The organism is Micromonospora rhizosphaerae, assembly GCF_900091465.1.
Classification (GTDB): Bacteria; Actinomycetota; Actinomycetes; order Mycobacteriales; family Micromonosporaceae; genus Micromonospora; species Micromonospora rhizosphaerae.
Map to the genome: position 1 here is coordinate 5,001,243 of NZ_FMHV01000002.1, position 19,272 is coordinate 5,020,514.

The following is a 19,272-nucleotide window of genomic DNA, read 5'->3' on the forward strand; positions in this document are numbered from 1 at the left end:
CTCCGTAGGTCGTCAGGCACCAACGGGGGAGGACGGGTGCGATGCAAATGTCCACAATCGCCGGGAGTCCGGAAGCCCTCGGCTCGGCACACTGGCCGGTACCCGAGGAGCGACGGACCGTGACCGTGCTCTTCGCCGACATCGTCGGCTCCACCGGGCTGATCGAGCGGCTCGATCCGGAGGACGTGCGGGCCCTGCAGCGGGCGTACTTCGACACCGTCGCGGGGGTGCTGCGCCGGTGGAACGGCGTGGTCGAGAAGTACATCGGCGACGCGGTGATGGCGCTCTTCGGCGCGCACGGCTCCGACGGCTTCGACGCGTACCGGGCGGTGCAGGCCGGGCTGGAGATCCAGCGCGCCCTCGGCCGACGGTCGCCGGCCGGCACTCGGCTGCGCGTGCGGGTCGGGGTGGCCACCGGCGAGGCGCTGGTGGACGTCGCCGGCACCCGCGACGGTGGGCACGGCATGGCCAGCGGCGCGGTGATCACCACCGCGGCCCGTCTTCAGCAGTACGCCCCGCCCGGCGGCGTGGTGGTCTGCGCGGCCACCCGGCGGGCCACCGCCGGCCTGGTCGAGCAGCGGCCGCTGGCCTCGATGGCGGTCGCCGGCAAGGCGATGCCGCTGGACGTCTGGCGGGTGACCGGGCCGGGCCGGGGGGGCCCGGCCCGGCACCACGGCCCGCTGATCGGCCGGCGGCGGGAGCTGGCCACGGCGGGCGATGAGATCGCGCGGGCGGTCCGGGACCGCCGCCCGCGCTGGGTCTCGCTGGTCGGCCCGGCGGGCAGTGGGCGGAGCCGGCTGCTGCACGAGCTGGTGCGGGCGGCGTCCACCGTGGACGGGGTGCCGGTACGCTGGTGTGTCGCGCACTGCCCGCCGTACCCGCAGGGGGCCTGGACGCCGCTGGCCGACATGGTCCGCGGGTTCGCCGGGGTCCGCGACACCGACCTTTCCGCGACCGTACGCCGGCGGCTGGCCACGGCGCTCGAAGGAGTCCTTCCGCCGCAGCGGCGGGGCGCGGCGGCGCACGCGTTGGCGGAGCTGCTGGCCGCGTCGGAGGACGCGGCCGCCGCGGATCGGGGGGCCGACGCGTGGCTGCAGGTCCTGCTGGAACTGGCGGCGGGGCAGCCGGTGGTGGTCGCGGTGGACGACCTGGACCGAGCGGCCCCGGCGCTGAACCGGTTCCTGCACCGGCTCTTCGCGGCGGCGACCGAGCGGGAGCTGCCGTTGGCGGTGGTGGCCACGCACGGTCCGGGCTGGGCCGACGTGCTGCCCGGCGCCGCCGACCGACGCCGGCGGGTGCCGCTGCCCGCGCTCGATACCGTCCACACCGGACGGCTGCTCCGGCACCAGCTCCGCCGGGCCGGCCGACCGGCCGCGCTGGCGGGGCGGCTGCTGCCGCTGGTCGGCGGCAACCCGGGCGTCGCCGAGGCGTACGTCCGGGGGCTCGACGAGGACGGGGCGTCGGGCGCCCGGGTGCCCGAGGCAGTCCGCCGGATCGTCGACGCCCGGCTGGATCGGCTCGACGGGGAGCAGCGGGCGGTGCTGATGGCCGGTGCGGCGCTCGGCGTCGGCTTCGCCCCGACGGCGGTCGACCGGCTGCTCGGCTGGGCGCCGGGCCGGGCCGAGCCGGTGCTGCGGGACCTGGCGGCGCAGGCGCTGCTGCGGCCGGCGCGCGGCGGGTACGCCGTCGCGGAGCCGGCGGTGGCGCTGGTCGCCCACGACCGGCTGCCCCGCGCGGTCCGGGCCGAATTCGCCCGCCGCGCTCGGACGCCTCGCCTCCTCGACCCGACGCGCGCAGCCGACGCCATGTCCACGGCCGACGCGAGGCGGGCGCCCCACGCCCCCCGCGCGGTCGACGCCACCCCCGCGGTCGACGCCCGCCAAGCGGTCGACGCCTCCCAGGCGGTCCCCGCCAAACCCGCGCTGGACGCGCCCCGGGCGGTCGACGCGAGGCGGGCGGCCCCGGCCACACGTGCGGTTTACGCCACGCCCGCGGTCGACGCGCTACGTGCGGCCGATGCGACCTGGGCGGTCGACGCGGACAGGCGCCGGGACGGCGTGCCCGACCTTACCCACGAAGCCGGAGCCCTCCCGCGCCGGTCCCGACCGGACCGGACCGTGGGGCGGATCCATCCGCTGGCCGTGCATCCCCGGGCCGGTCTGGACGGCCCGCCGGCCGATAACGACTCAGCCGAGATGATCGACTCCGCTTACGGCACCTCGCGGGGTCCGACGGCGGCCGACACCCCAATGTCGCGCAAACGGAGTGGAGTATCGACTGTCCGGCTCGCCGCGGCCTGAGCCGTCGCGCGGACTGCGGCGCGGGCCGGGGCGGCCGCCAGGTCACCCGCAGCGGGCAGCCGGCCACGGGGTGACACCTCGTTCCCGTGGGACCCCTGGCGGTCAGCGGTCGGCGAGGAACGCCAGCACCCGCTCCCAGGTCCGCTCGGCGGCCACGGGGTCGTGGTCGGGCAGGTCGGGGTCGGTGTAGAGGTGCCCCGGCCCCGGGTAGCGGTGCACCGACAGCTCGGCGCCGGCGGCGGTCATCGCCCGCTGCCACTCGTCCACCTCGTGCTGCGGTTCGTACTCGTCGGGGTCGGCGAGGTGCAGCTGCACCGGAAGCCCGGGACGCACCGCGTCGGGCGCGCCGCCGGTGCCGTGCAGGAGCAGCAGGGCCGCCGCGGCCGGCCGCTCGGCGAGCAGCGCCCCGGCCACCCCCGCACCCAGCGAAAAGCCGGCCAGCACCGTCTCGGCCGGCAGGTCCCTTGCCGCGGCGCGGGCCCGGTCCAGCACCGCGTCCCGGCCGACCTTGTCGAGCAGCGCGAAGCCCTCCTCGACGGTGTCGGTTGCCGGCAGCCCGTACAGGTCGGGGGTGGTGACCTGGTGCCCGGCGGTGCGCAACCGGTCCGCGGCGGCGAGCACGGCGGGCCGCAGCCCGTAGACCGAGTGGAAGAGCAGGATGTGTCCCATCGGCCCATCCTGCACCCGGCCACCGACAAACGGGCCCGCCGCGCCCGGCGGGATCGTCGACGGTCAGCCCAGCGACTCGATCCGCGCCACCAGCTCGGCCGGCGGCGGCATCGCCGCGATCTCCCGGCTCACCTTCACCGCGGCGGCGGCGAGTTCGGCGTCGGTGACCAGCCGGGACAGGGTTTCCGCGGTGATCCCCCGGGCCGGCGCCGCGATGCCGGCGCCCCGGTTCGCCGCCAACGTGGCGTTGAACCGGCGGTCACCCGGGCCGACGGTGGCGAGCTGCGGGACGCCGGCGACCAGCGCGCCGAGGACGCTGCCCGCGCCGCCGTGATGGACCAGCGCCGCGCTGGCCGGCAGGGCCGCGGCGAGCGGGATCCAGTCGACGGTACGGACGTTGGCCGGCAACGCCGACCGGGACAGCCGCCCGTTCGGCCGCACCAGGACGAACTCGGCGTCGACCCGGTCGGCGGCGGCGACCACCGCCCGCATCGGGCCCGCCCCGCCGGGACCGGCCACCGTGCTCCGGCTGACCAGCACCCGGGGCCGGTCCCCCGGCTCGCGCAGCCAGTCCGGCAGCTCACCGCCGCCGGCGTACGAGTCGTACCGCAGCGGCCAGCCGTCCTGGGTCGCCACGCTGGGCGGGGCTACGGCGATCGCCGCGGCGGGTGGCGGGATCGTCGCGACGCGGTGCCGGCGCAGCGCCCCGGTGAGCCGCTCGGTGGTGACCCGGACCAGCTCGCGCCCGTCGAAGAGCGAGTTCTCGTGGCGTACCGCCGGGACGCCGACCCGGGCGGCCGCGAGCGCGCCGGCCACCGCGAACGGCTCGTAGACCACCAGGTCGGGTGACCACTCCTGGGCCAGGGCGACCATGCCGTCGGCCAGTTCGTCGTTGACCTGTCCGAAGAGGAGGGCGGCGCCGCGGGTGCCGGCCGTACCGGCCAGCTCGGCGCGCGCGACCAGCGGATGCCGCAGCATCACCCCGCGGGCGATCCGTCCGAAGTCGAACGCCGGAGCGACATCGCGGACCGGCAGGCCGGAGCGGGCCGCCGCGAGGCCGTCGGCCGCCGTAGCGACCAGCACGTCGTGCCCGGCGTCGCGCAGGGCGAGGGCGAGCGGCAGCAGGGGGAAGACGTGACCGATCAGGGGCGCGGACGCCACCAGCACACGCATGCCTCGATGCTAGGGGCCACCCGCCGGTCGGTGGGACCCCGCGGGCTCAGGCCGCCGCTCCACCGCCCTGGGACAGGGTGCGGCTGCGGCCCCGGAACTCGGCGACAACCTCGTCGTCCCGCCAGACGGTGACGTCGTAGATGCCGCTGCGGCCGTACCGGGTGCGCTCGGTCGCCCGGGCCTCCAGCAGGTCGCCCTCGCGGACCGGGCGGAGGAAGCTGATCTCGGCGCCGGCCGCGACGGTCACCGGGCCATGGCTGTTGCAGGCCAGCGCGAAGGCGGTGTCGGCCAGCAGGAAGACGAAGCCGCCGTGGCCGATGGCGTGACCGTTGAGCATGGCCGCGGTGACCCGCATCCGGGCCACCGCCGCACCGTCCGCAACGGAGACCAGCTCGATGCCGAGCCCCTTGGAGGCCACGTCGGCGTCGAACATCTCGTGGGCCGCGTTGCGGCCGCCACTCTCCCCCATGTCAGCCACCCCGCCGCTGGTCGATGATCCGGCGCATCTTGCCCATCGACCGTTCCACCCCGTCCGGCTCGATCACCTGCACCGCGACGCTGACCCCGATGGTGTTCTTGACCTGTTCGACCAGCGCCGCGCCGGCCCGGGCCGCCACGTCCGGGGCCACCCCGGCCCGGCGCTCCACCTTGACGGTGAGGGTGTCCATCCGGCCCTGCCGGTCCAGCACGCACTGGAAGTGCGGCGACAACGCCGGGGTACGCAGGATCAGCTCCTCGATCTGGGTCGGGAAGACGTTCACCCCGCGGACGATCATCATGTCGTCGGTCCGCCCGGTGATCTTCTCGATCCGGCGCATCGGCCGGGCGGTGCCGGGCAGCAGCCGGGTGAGGTCGCGGGTGCGGTAGCGGACCACGGGCATGGCCTCCTTGGTGAGCGAGGTGATCACCAGCTCGCCCTGCTCACCGTCGGGCAGCACCTCCCCCGTGACCGGATCGATGATCTCCGGGTAGAAGTGGTCCTCCCAGAGGTGCAGCCCGTCCTTGGTCTCCACGCACTCGTTGGCCACGCCCGGGCCCATCACTTCGGACAGCCCGTAGATGTCCACGGCGTGCATGTCGAGCCGCTGTTCCATCTCCCGGCGCATGTCCTCGGTCCACGGCTCGGCCCCGAAGATGCCGACCTTGAGCGAGGTGGTCCGCGGGTCGACGCCCTGGCGTTCCATCTCGTCCACGATCGCCAGCATGTAGCTGGGGGTGACCATGATGACGTCCGGCTCGAAGTCGCGGATCAGCATCACCTGACGCTCGGTCATGCCGCCGGAGACCGGGATGACCGTGCAGCCCAGCTCCTCGGCGCCGTAGTGCGCGCCGAGCCCGCCGGTGAAGAGCCCGTAGCCGTACGCCACGTGCACCCGGTCGCCGGGGCGGCCGCCGGAGGCGCGGATCGACCGGGCCATCAGCCGGGCCCAGGTGGTCACATCGTCCCGGGTGTAGCCGACCACGGTGGGGCGGCCGGTGGTGCCGGAGGAGGCGTGCACCCGGGCGACCCGCTCGCGGGGCACCGCGAACATGCCGAACGGGTAGTTCTCCCGCAGCTCGGCCTTTCCGGTGAACGGGAATTTGGCCAGGTCGGCGAGCTCCCGGCAGTCGTCCGGATGGACCCCCGCCGCCTCGAAGGCCCGGCGGTAGTGCGGCACGTTGTCGTACGCGTGCCGCAGCGACCAGCGCAGCCGGTCCAGTTGCAGCGCCCGCAGCTCGTCCACGGACGCCCGCTCGATCGGCTCCAACTCCTCCGGCCGTGGAGTCCGGTCCTGCACTGTGCCCTCCTCGGATTTGTTGGCGGCGTTGCGGCCATCGTCGTGACGTACCGTACGCCTCGGAATCTTTGCTCGACCAGCAGACTCAACCCAGCCGTTCGACAACGGCGGCAGCGGCAGCGATGACCCGTTTACCCAGGTCGGCGGGGTCGCTCTCGTCCGCCACATAGACCACGGCCACTGCAGCGGCCACCTCGCCGCGGTTGTCGACCACGGGCGCGGCGACCGACCGCATCCCGGAGAGCACCTCGCCGTGCGAGGACGCCCACCCGCGCTCCCGCGCTTCGGTGACCCGCTCCGCTTCGCCAGGCTGCGGGGGCCGCCCGGCGAGGACGGCGATGCCCGGGGCGCCGAGATGAACCGAGTGCCGCACCCCCGGGCGGTAGGCGACGTGCACGTGGGTCCGGCGCGGCTCCACGCTGGCCAGGGTCACCACCTCGTCGCCGTCGGGAACCACCAGGAAGGCGGTCATGCCGACGTCGTCGGCCAGGGCGGACAACGCGGGCAGCGCGGCGGACTGCACGGCGGGGCTGACCGAGCGGGCCAGGGCCGACAGCCCGAAGCCCAGTTCGTACCGGCCGTCCGGCCGGCGGCTGACGAGCCGGTGGGCCTCCAGCGTGCGCACCATGCGGTAGACGATCGATCGGTGTACGTCGATGGCCTGGGTGAGCTCGGCGATCGATCGCGGACCGTCGGCGGCGGCGAGCGCCTCCAGGATGCGCAAACCGCGGTCCAGGGTCTGGGAGTGCGTCACCATGAGGCCCTTCTCGCTCGGGCCCTTGTGTGCCCGATCACACCATACTAGCCTCTCGATTCAATATCGGAACAGGGTGTTCGATTATCGGACAACCCCGTGGCGGCGGAGCCCGGCGGGATCCCGACCGGAGCCGCGACCAGAGGGAGCGAGTGATGGCTAGGACCCGCAGGGTCGGTGTCATGACGGCGGCGGCGGCGACGCTGCTGCTCACCATCGCCGGCTGTGCCGAGAAGGACGTCGCGGAAGGCGGCGGCGACAGCAGCGGCCCGATCAAGATCGGCGCCGTGCTCGACATCACCGGCGCCGGCGCGAGCCTCGGCGTACCCGAGCGCAAGACACTGGAGCTGCTGACCAAGCAGGTGAACCAGGCCGGTGGCATCAACGGCCGCAAGATCGAGCTGATCGTCGAGGACAACCAGTCCACCGAGGACGGCGCTGCCAAGGCCATGAACGAGATGGTCAGCAAGAAGGTCGACATCGTGCTCGGCGCCAGCCGTACCGGCCCGAGCCTGGCGATGCGGCCGGTGGCGGAGTCGAGCAAAACCCCGATGATCTCGCTCGCCGCCAACGTCAAGGTCACCAAGGGCGCGACGTGGGTCTTCAAGACGGCCCAGAACGACGCGGTCGTGCTGGAGAACATCGTCGAGCACGCGAAGGCCAAGGGCTGGAAGACGATCGGTCTGCTGCGGGACGCGTCCGGATACGGCGAGGGGGTGGCGGAGACCCTCACCGAGCTCGGCAAGGCCGACGGGATCTCGGTCGTGAAGGTCGAGAAGTTCGCCCCGGACGCCACCGACTTCACCGCCCAGATGATCAACATCCGCAACGCCAAGGCGGACATGAACCTCATCTGGGGCATCCCGCCGGCGGCCGGGCTCGCCCAGAAGGCCTACCGGCAGCTCAACATCAGCGCCCCCGTCGTGCAGAGCCACGGCATCGGCAACCAGGTCTTCCTGGACACCGCCGCCGCCAGCGCCGACGGCCTGGTCGCCCCGCTGGGCCGGCTCCTGGTCGCCGACCAGCTGCCCGACAGCGACCCGCAGAAAACGGTGCTGACCAAGTTCCTCGCCGACTACCAGCAGGCCTACAACGAGAAGCCGTCCACCTTCGCCGGTCACGCGTACGACGCCTTCCAGCTCGCGATGGACGCGTTCAAGGCGGTCGGCACCGACAAGCAGAAGGTCCGCGACCACCTGGAGAAGGTCGACGGGTTCGTGGGCGTCACCGGCGTCTACAAGATGACGCCGGAGGACCACTCGGGCCTGACCAAGGAGGCTCTGGTGCTGGTCACCGTCTCCGGGGGCAAGTGGCAGATCCTGCAGGACAAGTAGCCACCCGACGATGAGCGATCTACTCCAACTCCTCCTGGCCGGCGTCTCCATCGGCGCCGTCTACGCCCTGATCGCGATGGGCTTCGTCGCGATCTACACGGTCAGCGAAGTCATCAACCTGGCCCAGGGCGAACTCGTGGCACTGGCGGGGCTGGTCGCGATCAGCGCGGCGGGCAGCGGTATGCCGCTGCCCGCCGCCATCGTGCTGGCCGTCGTCACCGTCGTGATCGTGGCCGCGCTGATGCAGCGACTCGTGATCGCCCCGGTCAAGCGCATGACCACCCTGCTGTCGATCATTCTGACGCTGGGCGTCTCCACCGCGCTCAAGGCCGCCATGCTGCTGATCTGGGGGCCGGAGGCGAAGGGTCTCACCCCCTTCCCCGGCAGCGACTTCACCGTCTTCGGCGTCGCGGTGCGCGCCCAGTACCTGTGGATCCTCGGCGTCACCGCGCTCGTCGCGGTCGCCGTGAGCTGGTTCTACGAGCGGACCCTCGCCGGCAAGGCGTTGCGGGCGTGTGCCGAGCAGGCCACGGCCGCGAGGCTCGTGGGCATTTCGATCTCCCGGGCGTCGCTGGTCTCCTTCGGCATCGCCGGGCTGCTCGCCTCGATCGCCGGAGTGCTGGCCAGTCCCGTCTACTTCAGCGCCTGGGACTCCGGCCTCACGCTCGGGCTCAAGGGCTTCGTCGCCGCCACGCTCGGCGGTCTGACCTCGATCCGGGGTGCGATCGGCGGTGCCCTCCTGCTCGGGATCCTCGAGTCGCTCGTCGCCGGCTACGTCGACTCCGGGCTGCGCGACGCGGTCGCCTTCATCGTCCTGATCGTCGTCCTGGTGGTGCGCCCAGGCGGCATCCTCGGGCAGCGCGCCGTGGCGAGGGTGTGATGACGGTACGCATTCCGCAGCCCCGCGGCGGAACCCCGACCACCCGGACCCGCTCCCGGGGCTTCGGCCGCGGGGAACCGGCCGGCTTCGTCGTCCTGGCGCTGCTGCTGGCGGCATTCCCGCTGCTGGCCTCCGAGTCGGTGGTCAACGTCGGGGTGTACGCGCTGATCTACGGGCTCGCCGCGATCGGCCTGACCCTGCTGATGGGGCTGGCCGGGCAGGTCAGCCTCGGCCAGGCCGCGTTCTTCGCCATCAGCGCGTACGGGCAGGCGGTCCTGGTCACCAGGTACCAGGTACCCATGGTGGTCGCCGCGATCATCGCGGTCGGCCTGGCCATGCTCGCGGCGCTGCTGGTGGGCCTGCCGCTGCTGCGGCTGCGTGGGCACTACCTGGCGCTGGCCACGCTGGGCCTGGGCATCATCGTCACCGTCGCCGCCACCGAGTCCGAGTTCCTCGGCGCCACCTCCGGCATCTACGGGGTCTACAAGCCGACCTTCGGCGGGCGCCGCTACGACAGCCCCGCCGAGTACTTCTGGCTGCTCGCCCCGGTGGTCTTCCTGGCGTTGCTGCTGGCCCGGAACATCGTCGCCGGGCGGATCGGCCGCGCCCTCGGCGCGGTCAACGACTCCGAGGTCGCCGCCGAGTGCCTGGGCGTCGACACGTTCCGCCTGCGGCTGCAGGTCTTCGTGCTCTCCGCCGGCTTCGCCGGACTGGCCGGCGTCGCGTACGTGCACTGGATCGGGGTGGTCAACCCGAACGCGGCGAACTTCCCGCTCTCGGTGGAGTTCCTGCTGATGTCCGTGCTCGGCGGCCTGGGCAGCGTGTGGGGCGCCATCATCGGCGCGTTCGCGGTCGAACTGCTCGACGAGGGGCTGCGCAGCCTCATCCCCACCCTGGTCCCCGGCGCCGAGGGAGAGGTGCAGCTGGTCGGGTTCGGCGTGGTGCTCACCGCGGTCATCCTGTTCGTACCGGGCGGCATCCACGAGGTGTGGCGGCGGCTGCTCGCCCGCCTCCAACGTCCGGCGCCGGCCAGCGACGAACCGGCCGCGGTCGGCACCGACGTCGAGGTGGACGCGGCGCCCCTGCTCGCCCGGGAGGGCCGGCCCGCGGCGGGGGCACCGCTGCTGCAGGTCCGCGACCTGACCCGCCGCTTCGGCGGCGTGACCGCCGTGAACGCGGTGTCCTTCGACGTACGGGCCGGCGAGATCTTCGCCCTGATCGGCCCGAACGGAGCCGGGAAGACCACCTGCTTCAACATGATCAGCGGCGTCCTGACGCCGTCGGCGGGCTCGGTGCGACTGGGCGACACCCGCATCGACGGTCGGAAGCCACACGTCTTCGCCCGGGCCAGGGCGACGCGGACCTTCCAGAACCTGCAGATCTTCCGCTCCACCACGGTGCGCGGCAACGTGTCGGTCGGTCGCCACCTGCGCAGCGGCGCGGGCATGCTGCGCGGGGCGCTGTCCTTGCCGGCCCGTGCCGAGGAACGCCAGATCCAGCGATCCGTCGACGAACTGCTGGCCCTCACCGGCCTCGCGGCGGACGCCGACCGGCCGGCGGCGGACCTGCCGTTCGGCCGGCAGCGGCAACTGGAGATCGCCCGAGCTCTCGCCCTCGAACCCGATCTGCTGCTGCTCGACGAGCCGATGGCCGGCCTCTCCGGCGCGGAGCGCCACGACCTGGTCCGGCTGCTGCGCCGGCTGCGCGCCGGTGGCATGGCGATCGTGCTGGTGGAGCACGACGTGGAGGCGGTGCTGGCCCTCGCCGACCGGGTCGCGGTGCTCGACGACGGGCACCTGATCGCCCTCGGGACCCCGGACGAGGTGCGGCAGGACCCGGCGGTGCTGGCCGCCTACCTCGGGGTGGGCGACGATCAGGAGGAAGTCGTCGCGTCGGCGCCCGGCGCCGACGGCGAACCGGCCAGGAAGGACGGTGCGTGATGCTGGACGTCTCCGGGCTGAGCGCGGGGTACGACAAGCTCCAGGTCCTGCACGAGATCGACCTCGCCGTCGCCGACGGTCAACTGCTCGCCGTCATCGGGGCCAACGGCGCGGGCAAGAGCACCCTGCTGCGGGCGCTCTCCGGGCTGCTGCGGCCCTCGGCCGGGCGGATCACGCTGGCCGGGCGGGAGCTCACCGGGCTGAGCGCCGAGGCGATCGCGGCGGCCGGGCTGGCCCACGTACCCGAGAACCGGCTGGTCTTCCCGTCGCTGACGGTGTCGGACAATCTCGCGCTGGGCGGCTGGACCCGGCGCCGCGACGGGACGGCGGTGGCCGCCCGCCGGGCCCAGGTGCTGGAGCTGTTTCCGCGGCTCGCCACCCGGCTCGACCAGCCGGCCGGCACGCTCAGCGGCGGCGAGCAGCAGATGGTGGCGATCGGACGCGGCCTGATGGCCGGACCGAAGGTGCTCGTCCTCGACGAGCCGAGCCTGGGCCTGGCGCCCCGGCTGGTCGGGGAGATCTTCGCCGCGCTGGCCCGGCTGAAGGCCGAGCACGAGCTCGCCATCGTGCTGGTGGAGCAGAACGCCCGGGCCGCGTTCCGGGTCGCCGACGAGGTGGTCGTCATGGACCGGGGACGGGTCGTGGCGACCGGCTCCCCCGCCGTGCTCGCCGACGACGACCGGGTCCGCAGCGCGTATCTCGGTGGGAACTACTCGACCGCGACGTCCTGACGTCGCCCGACAGAAAGGAGAGGCCGTGACATCCGTGGCCAAGCCGTTCGCCTCGTCGGCGGATGTGCAGGAGAAGACCGAGACCCTCGAGGTGATCGCCGACGGCGTGTACGCCCTCACCGCCGAGGGCGACCCGAACGTCGGCGCGATCGAGGGCGAGGACTTCGTCGTGGCGTTCGAGGCCCGGGCCACGCCGGTGATGGCCCGCCGCTGGCTGGACAGGCTGCGTGAGCACACCGACAAGCCCGTCAAGTATCTGTTGCTCTCGCACTACCACGCGGTGCGGGTGCTCGGCGCGTCCGCGTTCGACGCCGACGTGATCATCGCCCACGACCAGACCCGGCGGCTCATCGCCGAACGCGGCCGGCAGGACTGGGAGTCCGAGCGGGGCCGGATGCCGCGACTGTTCACCGGTGAGGAGACGGTCCCCGGGCTGACCTGGCCGGATGTCACCTTCACCGACCGGCTGACCATCGACCTCGGCGGCGGCCGGGGCGAGGTGGTGCTGCAGTACTGCGGCCGGGGCCACACCGCCGGCGACATCGTGCTGTGGCTGCCCCGGCAGCGGGTGCTCTTCGCCGGCGACCTGGTCGAGGCGCAGGCGGCGCTCTACACCGGGGACGCCTTCCACGCCGACTGGTCCACCGGCACGCTGGACCGGGTCCGCGAGTTCGGGGCGGAGGCCCTGGTCGGCGGTCGGGGCGCGGTGGCCAACGGACGGGCGGCGGTCGACGCCGCCATCGACCAGACCCGGGACTTCCTGCTGGTGATGCGGGAGAAGGTCGGCGAGGTGCACGCGGCCGGCGGCTCCCTCAAGGACGCCTTCGAGAGCACCCACGCCACTCTCGCTCCCCGGTACGGCAGGTGGCCGATCTTCGAACACTGCCTGCCGTTCAACGTGCAGCGGCTGTGGGACGAACTCGACGGTGTCGACTGGCCGCGTATCTGGACGGCCGAGCGGGACCGTGAGGTGTGGAACGAGCTGCAGGGATGAGCAGTCCGGAGGCGGGACCGGACCCGGTCGTCGTGATCGGCGCGGGGCCGGTCGGCCAGACGGCCGCCCTGCTGCTGGCCCGGTGGGGCGTACCGGTGACCGTGCTCGACGCGCGTCCGGAGCGGGACGCTGTCGGATCCAAGGCGATCTGCCAGCAGCGCGACGTGCTGGACGTGTGGGAGGCGGTGGGTGCCGGCCGGTTGATCGCCGACCCGGGCGTCACCTGGGAACGGGCCCGCACGTACTACCGGGACGCGGAACTGTTCTGCCTGACCTTCGCCGACCGTGGCCGGTCGCCGTTCCCACCCTTCGTCAACGTCTCGCAGTCCCACACCGAGCAGGTCCTCGACCAGCGGATCGCCGCGACCCGGACGATCGAGGTGCGCTGGGGGCACGAGGTCACCGGGATCAGCCAGGACGCGGACGGCGTGACGGTGACCTGCCGTACCGGCGAGGGTGAGCGGCGGGTGCGGGCCCCGTACGTCCTCGCCTGCGCCGGTGCCCGGGGGGACGCGGTCCGCCGGACGCTGGGGGTGACCTTCGGCGGCCGGTCCTTCGACGACCAGTTCCTGATCTGCGACATCCGCGCCGACCTCGGTGAGTGGGCGAACGAGCGGCGGTTCTACTTCGACCCGGCGTGGAACCCGGGCCGCCAGGTGCTCATCCACCCGTGCCCCGACTCGACGTACCGAATCGACTGGCAGGTGCCGGCGGACTTCGACCTGGACCGGGAACGGGACAGCGGCGCGCTCGACCGGCGGATCCGCCAGGTGATCGGCGACCGGCCGTACGAGGTGGTGTGGTCGTCGGTCTACCGGTTCCATTCCCGGCTGGTCGACCGGATGCGGGTCGGGCGGGTGCTGCTCGCCGGTGACTGCGCCCACCTGGTGGCGCCGTTCGGCGCGCGGGGGTTGAATTCCGGCGTGCAGGACGCCGAGAACGCCGCCTGGAAGATCGCCTTCGTCCTGCGTGGCTGGGCGCCCCCGGCGCTGCTGCCGACGTACGAGGCGGAACGGAGCGCGGCCGCGGCGGAGAATCTCGCCGTGACCAGCGCCACGATGGACTTCCTGGTCCCCCACGACGAGCCGGCGCGGCAGCGCCGGCGGGACGTCCTGGACCGGGCGCTCACCGACCCGGCGGCCCGCGGCCAGGTCGATTCCGGGCGGCTGGCGGAGCCGTACTGGTACGTCGACTCCCCCCTGACCACCCCGCACGCGGACCGGACCTTCCCCGGCCGCCCACCTCGCGGAGAGGCGCCGCCGGTCGTACCCGGGGTGCTGGTGCCCGACGCGCCGGTGACCGTTCCCGACGAGCCCGGGGTGACCCGGCTGCGCCAACTCGTCCGCGACGGGGTTCTGGTGCTCACCAGCGAGGCGACCGACCTGCTCGATGCCCTGGTGGACGCGGCGCGCCCGGCACCGGTGCGGGTACTGGCGATACCGGAGATCGACCCGACCGGCCTGCTCGCCGGGGCGCTGGAGGCGCGGGCCGGGGAGGCGATGGTGATCAGGCCGGACGGGCATCTCGCCGCCGTCGTCCGGTCCGACGACATGGCGGTGTCCGCCGCGGTACGCCGCGCGCTCGGGCTCACCCTGCCACGGCAGGCGGTCGTGCCGCCGCGCGCCGGCGAGGAGGCGCGCGCCGGTTAGCGAGGGCGGAGGTTTCGGGATCGCGGGCGCCGGGCTCGGGGGTCGGCCGCCCGCGATCCCGTTCGCCCGGACGCGCGGGGGCTGGCCGGGCGGGACCGGGAGGCGGGTTATGCTCGGCCGGAGACCGGCGGTGGGGCCCGCCGTCCCGGGCCACGCCGGGAGAACCGCGACACCGTCGCCAACGGTCCCTGCCAGTGATGCCCGTACTGGTGGGGAGGCACCGTGTCACGACCGCCCGAGTTCCGCGTCGACCCCGACGTCGACCTGCACCTACCGGCCGACCGGGGTGAGCTGACCGCTCACCCGGCGGCGGTGCTCGGCGCCATCGCCGCCGGCGGCGTGCTCGGCGCGCTGGCCCGGGCCGGCATCCAGGCCGCCTTCCCGCACCACCCGACCGGTTTTCCCTGGGCCACGTTCGGCATCAACGTGACGGGGAGTCTGCTGATCGGGGCGCTGATGGCGGTGATCGGGGCGCGCCCCACCGGCCCCTTGGTGCGGCCGTTTCTGGGCGTCGGGCTGCTCGGCGGCTTCACCACCTTCTCCGCGTACGCGGTGGACACCCAGCGGGCGGTGGCTGTCGGGGCGGCCGGTACGGCCCTGGCGTACCTGGCGGCGACCGTGGTCGGCGCGCTGCTCGCGGTCTGGGCCGGGGACGCCGCCGCAGCCCGGCTGCTGGCTCGGACCGGGCGGGAGGCCCGGTGACGGTCCTGCTGATCACGATCGGGGCGGCGCTCGGCGCGCCGCTGCGCTACCTGACCGACCGGGCGGTGCAGGCCCGGCACGACTCGACCTTCCCGTGGGGGACGCTCACCGTCAACGTGCTGGGTTCGCTGCTGCTCGGCGCGGTCGCCGCCGTCCCGGCCGACCCGGAGGTGACCGCGCTGGTCGGCACCGGCTTCTGTGGCGCCCTCACCACCTGGTCCACGCTCAGCTACGAGACGCTGCGGCTGACCCGGGAGGGCGCCCGCTTCCACGCCCTGGCCAACACGCTGGCCAGCGTGGTCGCGGGGCTGGGTGCGGCCTCGCTCGGCTACGCCGTCACCCGCGCCCTGGCCGGCTGATCCCACCCCGCCGGCCAGCCCCCTCCGTCGACGCAGGGACGCCTCAGGGACGACCGACGATCTAGCATCACCGTCGACCTTGACCCACCGACCCGTGAGGAGCCGCGGTCATCGACGCCGTCGGTACGATCGACGAGGTCGGCGCCGGTCAGCGGGCGCGGCGCTCGGGGTGGGCCCGGTTCCAGGCCCGCATCCGCTCCGGGTAGCCGGTGCGGGCGGCCTCGTACAGGGGAATGCCGTGCCGCTGGGCGATCTTCGCCGCGGCCCGCGGCGAGCCGGTGCGGCGGCGGATCCACTCGCCGTCGTGCGCGATCGCGACCACCGTGGTGTCGGTGGCAGTGGTCTCCGGCTCCAGATAGAACTCCACGCCCCGGCGGCTGGACACGAACGCCTCCAGCGCGGCGAGGTCGTCCCTCGTCGCCTCCCGGTCGAGCTTGGTCGGGGTCGTCCCGTCGCCGGCCCGCGGCCGTCGGGTGAACCAGCCCATCTGCCCGCCTCCTCTCCTCGGCGTCCCTCCCAGTGCAGCACCGATTCCTGACAATCCGCTGCAAGGCAGATGACAGCCCGCTGGCCCCCGGCAGGATTGAGCCGCTCCATATCCCGGACATCGCGGTAACCGGCCGGCAAGATCACCCCGATGTGCGGGAAGCGGAGTCGATCATGGCCGCGCGGGACGACGGAAGTCAGCGGGCCGGTGGGCGCAGGGCCGGGACCAGGGCGAGGGTGGGCAGCAGCAGGACCGGCACGACGAGCAGGGCGCGCAGCGTACCGACGTGGTCGCCGAGCAGGCCGAGCAGCGGCGGCCCGGCGAGGAACGCGGTGTAGCCGATCACCGCGACCACGCTCACCCGCGCCGGCGCCCGGTCCTCGTCGTCCGCGGCGGCGCTCATCCCGACCGGGAAGCCGAGCGACGCGCCGAGGCCCCAGAACGCGACGCCGACGATCGCCACCGGCCCGGAGCCGGCCAGCACCGCGCACGCGGCGCCCGCGGCGGCCAGGCCGATGGTGCCGAGCAGGACCGGCACCCGCCCCCAACGGTCGATAGCGATCGTGCCGACGGTGCGCCCCAGCGTCATGCCGACCACGAAGACGCCGAACACGGCGGCGCCCACCGCCTCGCTGACGCCGTACCCGTCGATGAAGGCGACCGCCACCCAGTCGTTCGCGCTGCCCTCGGTGAACGCCATCACCAGCACCAGCAGGCCGATGAGCAGGGTGCGCGGCTCCCGCCAGGCGGCCAGCTGCGCGCGACGCCGGGCCGCCGGCTCGGCCCGGCCGTCCGTCTCCCGGGGGGCCGGGAGGAAGGACCGGGCGCCGAGCAGGGTGCCGACCAGCACCACGGCCGCCAGCACGGTCAGGTGCACGGCGACCGGTACGCCCACCCGGGCCGCCCCGGCGCCGATCCCGGCACCGGCCACCGAGCCGAGGCTCCACGCCGCGTGGAACCGGGGCATGATGGTCCGGCCCAGTCGGCGCTCGACGGCCGCCCCCTCGATGTTCATCGCGACGTCGCAGGTGCCGGAGCCGTAGCCGAGGGCGAACAGCCCGACGGCGACGCCGACGACCGAGCCGGCGAGCCCGGCGGAGAGCCCGACGATCGTCATGCCCACCGCGACCAGCAGCGTCGACGTCGCCACCGTCCGGGCCGGGCCGAGGCGCTGGGTGACCAGCCCGGCGGTTGGCATCGCCAGCAGCGCGCCGACGGACATGGCGAGCAGCAGCAGTCCCAGCCGCCCGGCGCTCAGGCCGAGGGCCTCGCGTACCGCGGGCACCCGGGAGAACCAGGAGGCCACCGCGAGCCCGTTGAGGGCGAACACGACCGCCACGCCGGTCCGGGCGGCCAGGACCGGACGCGGTACCAGCCGCGGCTCGGCGGTCGGTGCGTCGGCGGTGCTCTGCACAGCGTTCTCTCCCTCTCCCCGGGAACTGCCTCGCCGACGATCACACACCGGAGAGTGCTACCACCACAAGCGGGTTCCGCCCCTTACCGACGACGATCAACCCGTGCTGGAGGGCCGCGGGTCACCGCGGGAGGGCGCCGGAACGGGCGGACGGTTGACCGGCGGAGAGCGGGGTAACCGCCCGGGGATTTCGCCGACGGGAAGGGGCGACCCAGGTGACCGAGCCCGCGCCGCCGCACCGGCAGCCCGAGGAGAACCCGCGGCACGGGCGGTTGAGAGCCCGGCCGGCCCCGCCGGTGGTCCAGGGCGCCACCGGCCTGGCGCGGTTCACCGCGCCGGACGGCGAGCCGCTGGCGCTGGCGTACGCCCCGGCCGAAGGCGACGGACCGTACCGGCTGGTGCTGCTTCTGCACGGGGCCGGCGGATCGGCTCGGCAGGGGCTCGACCTGCTGCTCCCGCTCGCCGACGCGCACCGGCTGCTGCTGCTCGCCCCGCAGGCGACGGCGAGCAGTTGGGACCTGATCGTGGAGGGGTTCGGCCCCGACGTGGGCCGGATCGACGAGCTGCTGGATACGATCTTCGGGGCGTACCCCGTGGACGGCGTGGTGGTCGGCGGCTTCTCCGACGGGGCGTCGTACGCCCTGTCCCTGGGCCTGACCAACGGCGATCTGTTCGACGCGGTGCTGGCCTTCTCCCCCGGCTTCGCCGCGCCGCTGGTCACCCACGGCCGGCCGCGCGCCTTCGTCTCGCACGGCACCGACGACCGGGTGCTGCCGGTGGACATGTGCAGCCGGCGGCTGGTCCCCCGGCTGCACTCGCTGGGCTACGCGGTGGAGTACGCGGAGTTCACCGGCGGCCACGAGGTGCCGGCGGAGATCCGGCAGCGGGCGGTGGAGTGGCTGACCGGCTGACGCCGTTCGTCGGCGCGGTGACCGCCGCGTCCACCCGGCCCAGCACGGTGGCGTCGTCGTCCACGCCCACGCCGCGGAGCAGGTCGATCGCGGTGGCCCGCACCTGTCCGATGATCATGGCCAGCGGCAGCGTCTGCCCCGGGGTGAAGAGCTGCCCGGCGACCCGGACCGCCTCCAGCGCCGCGATGTCGGCCCGCTCGGCGTGCCGGTCCGCGCTGCCGTCCTGCCCGCTCAGGTCGGCGGCGAGCGCGTTCCCGGCGGACCGGACCGCCTCGGCCAGGGTGCGGACGGCGACGCCGAGGTCGGGTGGCACCGGGGCCGACCCCCGGGTGAGGGTGACCGCGGCCCGGGCGAGCACCCGCACGTTACGCACCGCGTAGTCGATCTGCCGGATTGAGCCCTCCACCGAACGCAGCCGCCCGATGTGCCGACGCCGGTGCAGGTTGAGCCGGAGCGCCTCGCCGGCGGCGAGCACCGCACTTCGCAGGCGATCCACGCCGGCGTCCGCGTGCCGGGCCCGCTCCAGCGCGGCCAGCGCCGCGTCCTCGTCGCCGCGGTCGAGCGCCGCGGCGATCTCGTCGAGCACCTCGGCCAGCTCCTCGAAGGTGCGCCGGAACTCGTCGATCAGCGGGGCGAGCGGCCGCCGGGCGTCGATCAGCTGGCTCGCCGCGACCGCTACCGCGCCCCCGATCAGCGCGTCGACGAACCGGAACGGAACCAGCGACTCGGTCGGCGGCGCGACCACCACCAGGTAGAGCGCGGAGACGGCGGCCTGCACCACGGTGACCGAGCTGGCGCCGATCGCCACGGCCAGGGCGACGGTCAGCAGGATGACGGTGAAGACGGTCCAGGTGGTACGCGGCCCGAGCGCCTGGACGACCAGGTCGGCGACGAGCACGCCGGCCGCCACGCCGAGCACCACCTCGACGGCCCGGCGCATCCGCTGGCCCCGAGCCTGGCCGAGGACGATCAGCGCGGCGGCCGGGGCGAAGAACGGCTCCGGGTGGCCGACCAGTCGGGCGGCCAGCACCCAGGCGATGACCGCCGCCAGCGTCGCCTCGACCACGGGCAGCCAGCCGCGCTTCAGCCGCCCGGCGGCCTCCCAAACGACTACTCCGGGTCGCGCCGTGGCGTCAGACACGCCGAGCCGGAGTGGCCGGAACCAGCTCCACCGCGCCATCGCCACCTCTTCCGCCG

18 protein-coding genes are annotated in these 19,272 nt (G+C 74.2%); 10 read left to right on the forward strand and 8 right to left on the reverse strand.

Going from position 1 to position 19,272, the window contains the following annotated elements; genetic code table 11:
* The first annotated feature begins 41 nt into the window (after positions 1–41).
* Positions 42–2,300: an adenylate/guanylate cyclase domain-containing protein gene (locus GA0070624_RS23535; protein ID WP_245718945.1), complete on the forward strand. Its 2,259-nt coding sequence runs from the start codon at positions 42–44 to the stop codon at positions 2,298–2,300.
* Positions 2,301–2,402: 102 nt separating this feature from the next.
* On the opposite strand, the gene GA0070624_RS23540 is transcribed toward GA0070624_RS23535, so the two are convergent.
* The 5 genes from GA0070624_RS23540 to GA0070624_RS23560 all read right to left on the reverse strand — a co-directional run bounded on the left by GA0070624_RS23540 (position 2,403) and on the right by GA0070624_RS23560 (position 6,677).
* Positions 2,403–2,969 carry a dienelactone hydrolase family protein gene (locus GA0070624_RS23540; protein ID WP_091344678.1) on the reverse strand — a complete coding sequence of 189 codons (567 nt, stop codon included), beginning with the start codon at positions 2,967–2,969 and terminating at the stop codon, positions 2,403–2,405.
* 63 nt (positions 2,970–3,032) lie between these two features.
* Positions 3,033–4,142 carry a nucleotide disphospho-sugar-binding domain-containing protein gene (locus tag GA0070624_RS23545; RefSeq protein ID WP_091344681.1) on the reverse strand — a complete coding sequence of 370 codons (1,110 nt, stop codon included), beginning with the start codon at positions 4,140–4,142 and terminating at the stop codon, positions 3,033–3,035.
* A gap of 46 nt (positions 4,143–4,188) precedes the next feature.
* Positions 4,189–4,611 carry a hydroxyphenylacetyl-CoA thioesterase PaaI gene (gene paaI / locus GA0070624_RS23550; protein WP_091344683.1) on the reverse strand — a complete coding sequence of 141 codons (423 nt, stop codon included), beginning with the start codon at positions 4,609–4,611 and terminating at the stop codon, positions 4,189–4,191.
* A 1-nt stretch (position 4,612) separates the two neighbouring features.
* Positions 4,613–5,920: a phenylacetate--CoA ligase PaaK gene (gene paaK, locus GA0070624_RS23555; RefSeq protein WP_091344684.1), complete on the reverse strand. Its 1,308-nt coding sequence runs from the start codon at positions 5,918–5,920 to the stop codon at positions 4,613–4,615.
* A gap of 85 nt (positions 5,921–6,005) precedes the next feature.
* Entirely contained in the window at positions 6,006–6,677 is a 672-nt protein-coding gene (locus tag GA0070624_RS23560) for an IclR family transcriptional regulator (RefSeq protein ID WP_091344686.1), read from the reverse strand.
* 179 nt (positions 6,678–6,856) lie between these two features.
* Between GA0070624_RS23560 and GA0070624_RS23565 the strand changes: the two genes are divergently transcribed.
* From GA0070624_RS23565 to crcB, 8 genes are all read left to right on the forward strand, one after another.
* Positions 6,857–8,008, forward strand: a complete 1,152-nt coding sequence (locus GA0070624_RS23565; RefSeq protein ID WP_176731836.1) for an ABC transporter substrate-binding protein — start codon at positions 6,857–6,859, stop codon at positions 8,006–8,008.
* A 10-nt stretch (positions 8,009–8,018) separates the two neighbouring features.
* Positions 8,019–8,888, forward strand: a complete 870-nt coding sequence (locus GA0070624_RS23570; protein WP_091344691.1) for a branched-chain amino acid ABC transporter permease — start codon at positions 8,019–8,021, stop codon at positions 8,886–8,888.
* Complete coding sequence (locus tag GA0070624_RS23575; RefSeq protein WP_091344693.1) at positions 8,888–10,828, forward strand: branched-chain amino acid ABC transporter ATP-binding protein/permease; 1,941 nt, start codon at positions 8,888–8,890, stop codon at positions 10,826–10,828. The genes GA0070624_RS23570 and GA0070624_RS23575 overlap by 1 nt, the downstream gene beginning before the upstream one ends.
* Complete coding sequence (locus GA0070624_RS23580; protein ID WP_091349629.1) at positions 10,828–11,559, forward strand: ABC transporter ATP-binding protein; 732 nt, start codon at positions 10,828–10,830, stop codon at positions 11,557–11,559. The genes GA0070624_RS23575 and GA0070624_RS23580 overlap by 1 nt, the downstream gene beginning before the upstream one ends.
* A 25-nt stretch (positions 11,560–11,584) precedes the next feature.
* On the forward strand, positions 11,585–12,553 hold the full coding sequence (locus tag GA0070624_RS23585; protein ID WP_218105267.1) for an MBL fold metallo-hydrolase: 969 nt from the start codon (positions 11,585–11,587) through the stop codon (positions 12,551–12,553).
* Entirely contained in the window at positions 12,550–14,202 is a 1,653-nt protein-coding gene (locus GA0070624_RS23590) for an FAD-dependent monooxygenase (protein WP_091344695.1), read from the forward strand. The genes GA0070624_RS23585 and GA0070624_RS23590 overlap by 4 nt, the downstream gene beginning before the upstream one ends.
* 222 nt (positions 14,203–14,424) lie before the next feature.
* A complete protein-coding gene (locus GA0070624_RS23595) occupies positions 14,425–14,904 on the forward strand; it encodes a FluC/FEX family fluoride channel (protein ID WP_091344697.1) in 480 nt (159 codons plus the stop codon).
* Positions 14,901–15,263 (forward strand): fluoride efflux transporter CrcB, encoded by a 363-nt coding sequence (gene crcB, locus GA0070624_RS23600; protein ID WP_091344699.1) that lies wholly within the window; start codon positions 14,901–14,903, stop codon positions 15,261–15,263. Before GA0070624_RS23595 ends, crcB begins: the two co-directional genes overlap by 4 nt.
* A 148-nt stretch (positions 15,264–15,411) precedes the next feature.
* Here crcB and GA0070624_RS23605 read toward each other — a convergent pair whose 3' ends face one another.
* Positions 15,412–15,750 (reverse strand): hypothetical protein, encoded by a 339-nt coding sequence (locus tag GA0070624_RS23605; RefSeq protein ID WP_091344702.1) that lies wholly within the window; start codon positions 15,748–15,750, stop codon positions 15,412–15,414.
* A 196-nt stretch (positions 15,751–15,946) separates the two neighbouring features.
* Positions 15,947–17,164, reverse strand: coding sequence for an MFS transporter (locus tag GA0070624_RS23610; protein WP_245718946.1), 1,218 nt, complete (start codon positions 17,162–17,164; stop codon positions 15,947–15,949).
* Between the two features lie 215 nt (positions 17,165–17,379).
* Here GA0070624_RS23610 and GA0070624_RS23615 point away from each other — a divergent pair, with 215 nt between their 5' ends.
* Positions 17,380–18,075, forward strand: a complete 696-nt coding sequence (locus GA0070624_RS23615) for an alpha/beta hydrolase (RefSeq protein WP_091344704.1) — start codon at positions 17,380–17,382, stop codon at positions 18,073–18,075.
* Here the strand turns inward: GA0070624_RS23615 and GA0070624_RS23620 are convergent.
* Positions 18,011–19,255, reverse strand: coding sequence for an FUSC family protein (locus GA0070624_RS23620; RefSeq protein WP_091344705.1), 1,245 nt, complete (start codon positions 19,253–19,255; stop codon positions 18,011–18,013). The genes GA0070624_RS23615 and GA0070624_RS23620 overlap by 65 nt on opposite strands.
* Between the last annotated feature and the right edge of the window lie 17 nt (positions 19,256–19,272).

Excerpts from the sequence above, each read along its gene's own strand:
- GA0070624_RS23605 (WP_091344702.1), bottom strand. The coding sequence starts at position 15,750 with ATGGGCTGGTTCACCCGACGGCCGCGGGCCGGCGACGGGACGACCCCG.
- GA0070624_RS23565 (WP_176731836.1), top strand. The coding sequence starts at position 6,857 with ATGACGGCGGCGGCGGCGACGCTGCTGCTCACCATCGCCGGCTGTGCC.
- GA0070624_RS23540 (WP_091344678.1), bottom strand. The coding sequence starts at position 2,969 with ATGGGACACATCCTGCTCTTCCACTCGGTCTACGGGCTGCGGCCCGCC.
- GA0070624_RS23545 (WP_091344681.1), bottom strand. The coding sequence starts at position 4,142 with ATGCGTGTGCTGGTGGCGTCCGCGCCCCTGATCGGTCACGTCTTCCCC.
- GA0070624_RS23570 (WP_091344691.1), top strand. The coding sequence starts at position 8,019 with ATGAGCGATCTACTCCAACTCCTCCTGGCCGGCGTCTCCATCGGCGCC.
- paaI (WP_091344683.1), bottom strand. The coding sequence starts at position 4,611 with ATGGGGGAGAGTGGCGGCCGCAACGCGGCCCACGAGATGTTCGACGCC.
- GA0070624_RS23535 (WP_245718945.1), top strand. The coding sequence starts at position 42 with ATGCAAATGTCCACAATCGCCGGGAGTCCGGAAGCCCTCGGCTCGGCA.
- GA0070624_RS23590 (WP_091344695.1), top strand. The coding sequence starts at position 12,550 with ATGAGCAGTCCGGAGGCGGGACCGGACCCGGTCGTCGTGATCGGCGCG.
- GA0070624_RS23560 (WP_091344686.1), bottom strand. The coding sequence starts at position 6,677 with ATGGTGACGCACTCCCAGACCCTGGACCGCGGTTTGCGCATCCTGGAG.
- GA0070624_RS23575 (WP_091344693.1), top strand. The coding sequence starts at position 8,888 with ATGACGGTACGCATTCCGCAGCCCCGCGGCGGAACCCCGACCACCCGG.
- GA0070624_RS23620 (WP_091344705.1), bottom strand. The coding sequence starts at position 19,255 with ATGGCGCGGTGGAGCTGGTTCCGGCCACTCCGGCTCGGCGTGTCTGAC.
- GA0070624_RS23580 (WP_091349629.1), top strand. The coding sequence starts at position 10,828 with ATGCTGGACGTCTCCGGGCTGAGCGCGGGGTACGACAAGCTCCAGGTC.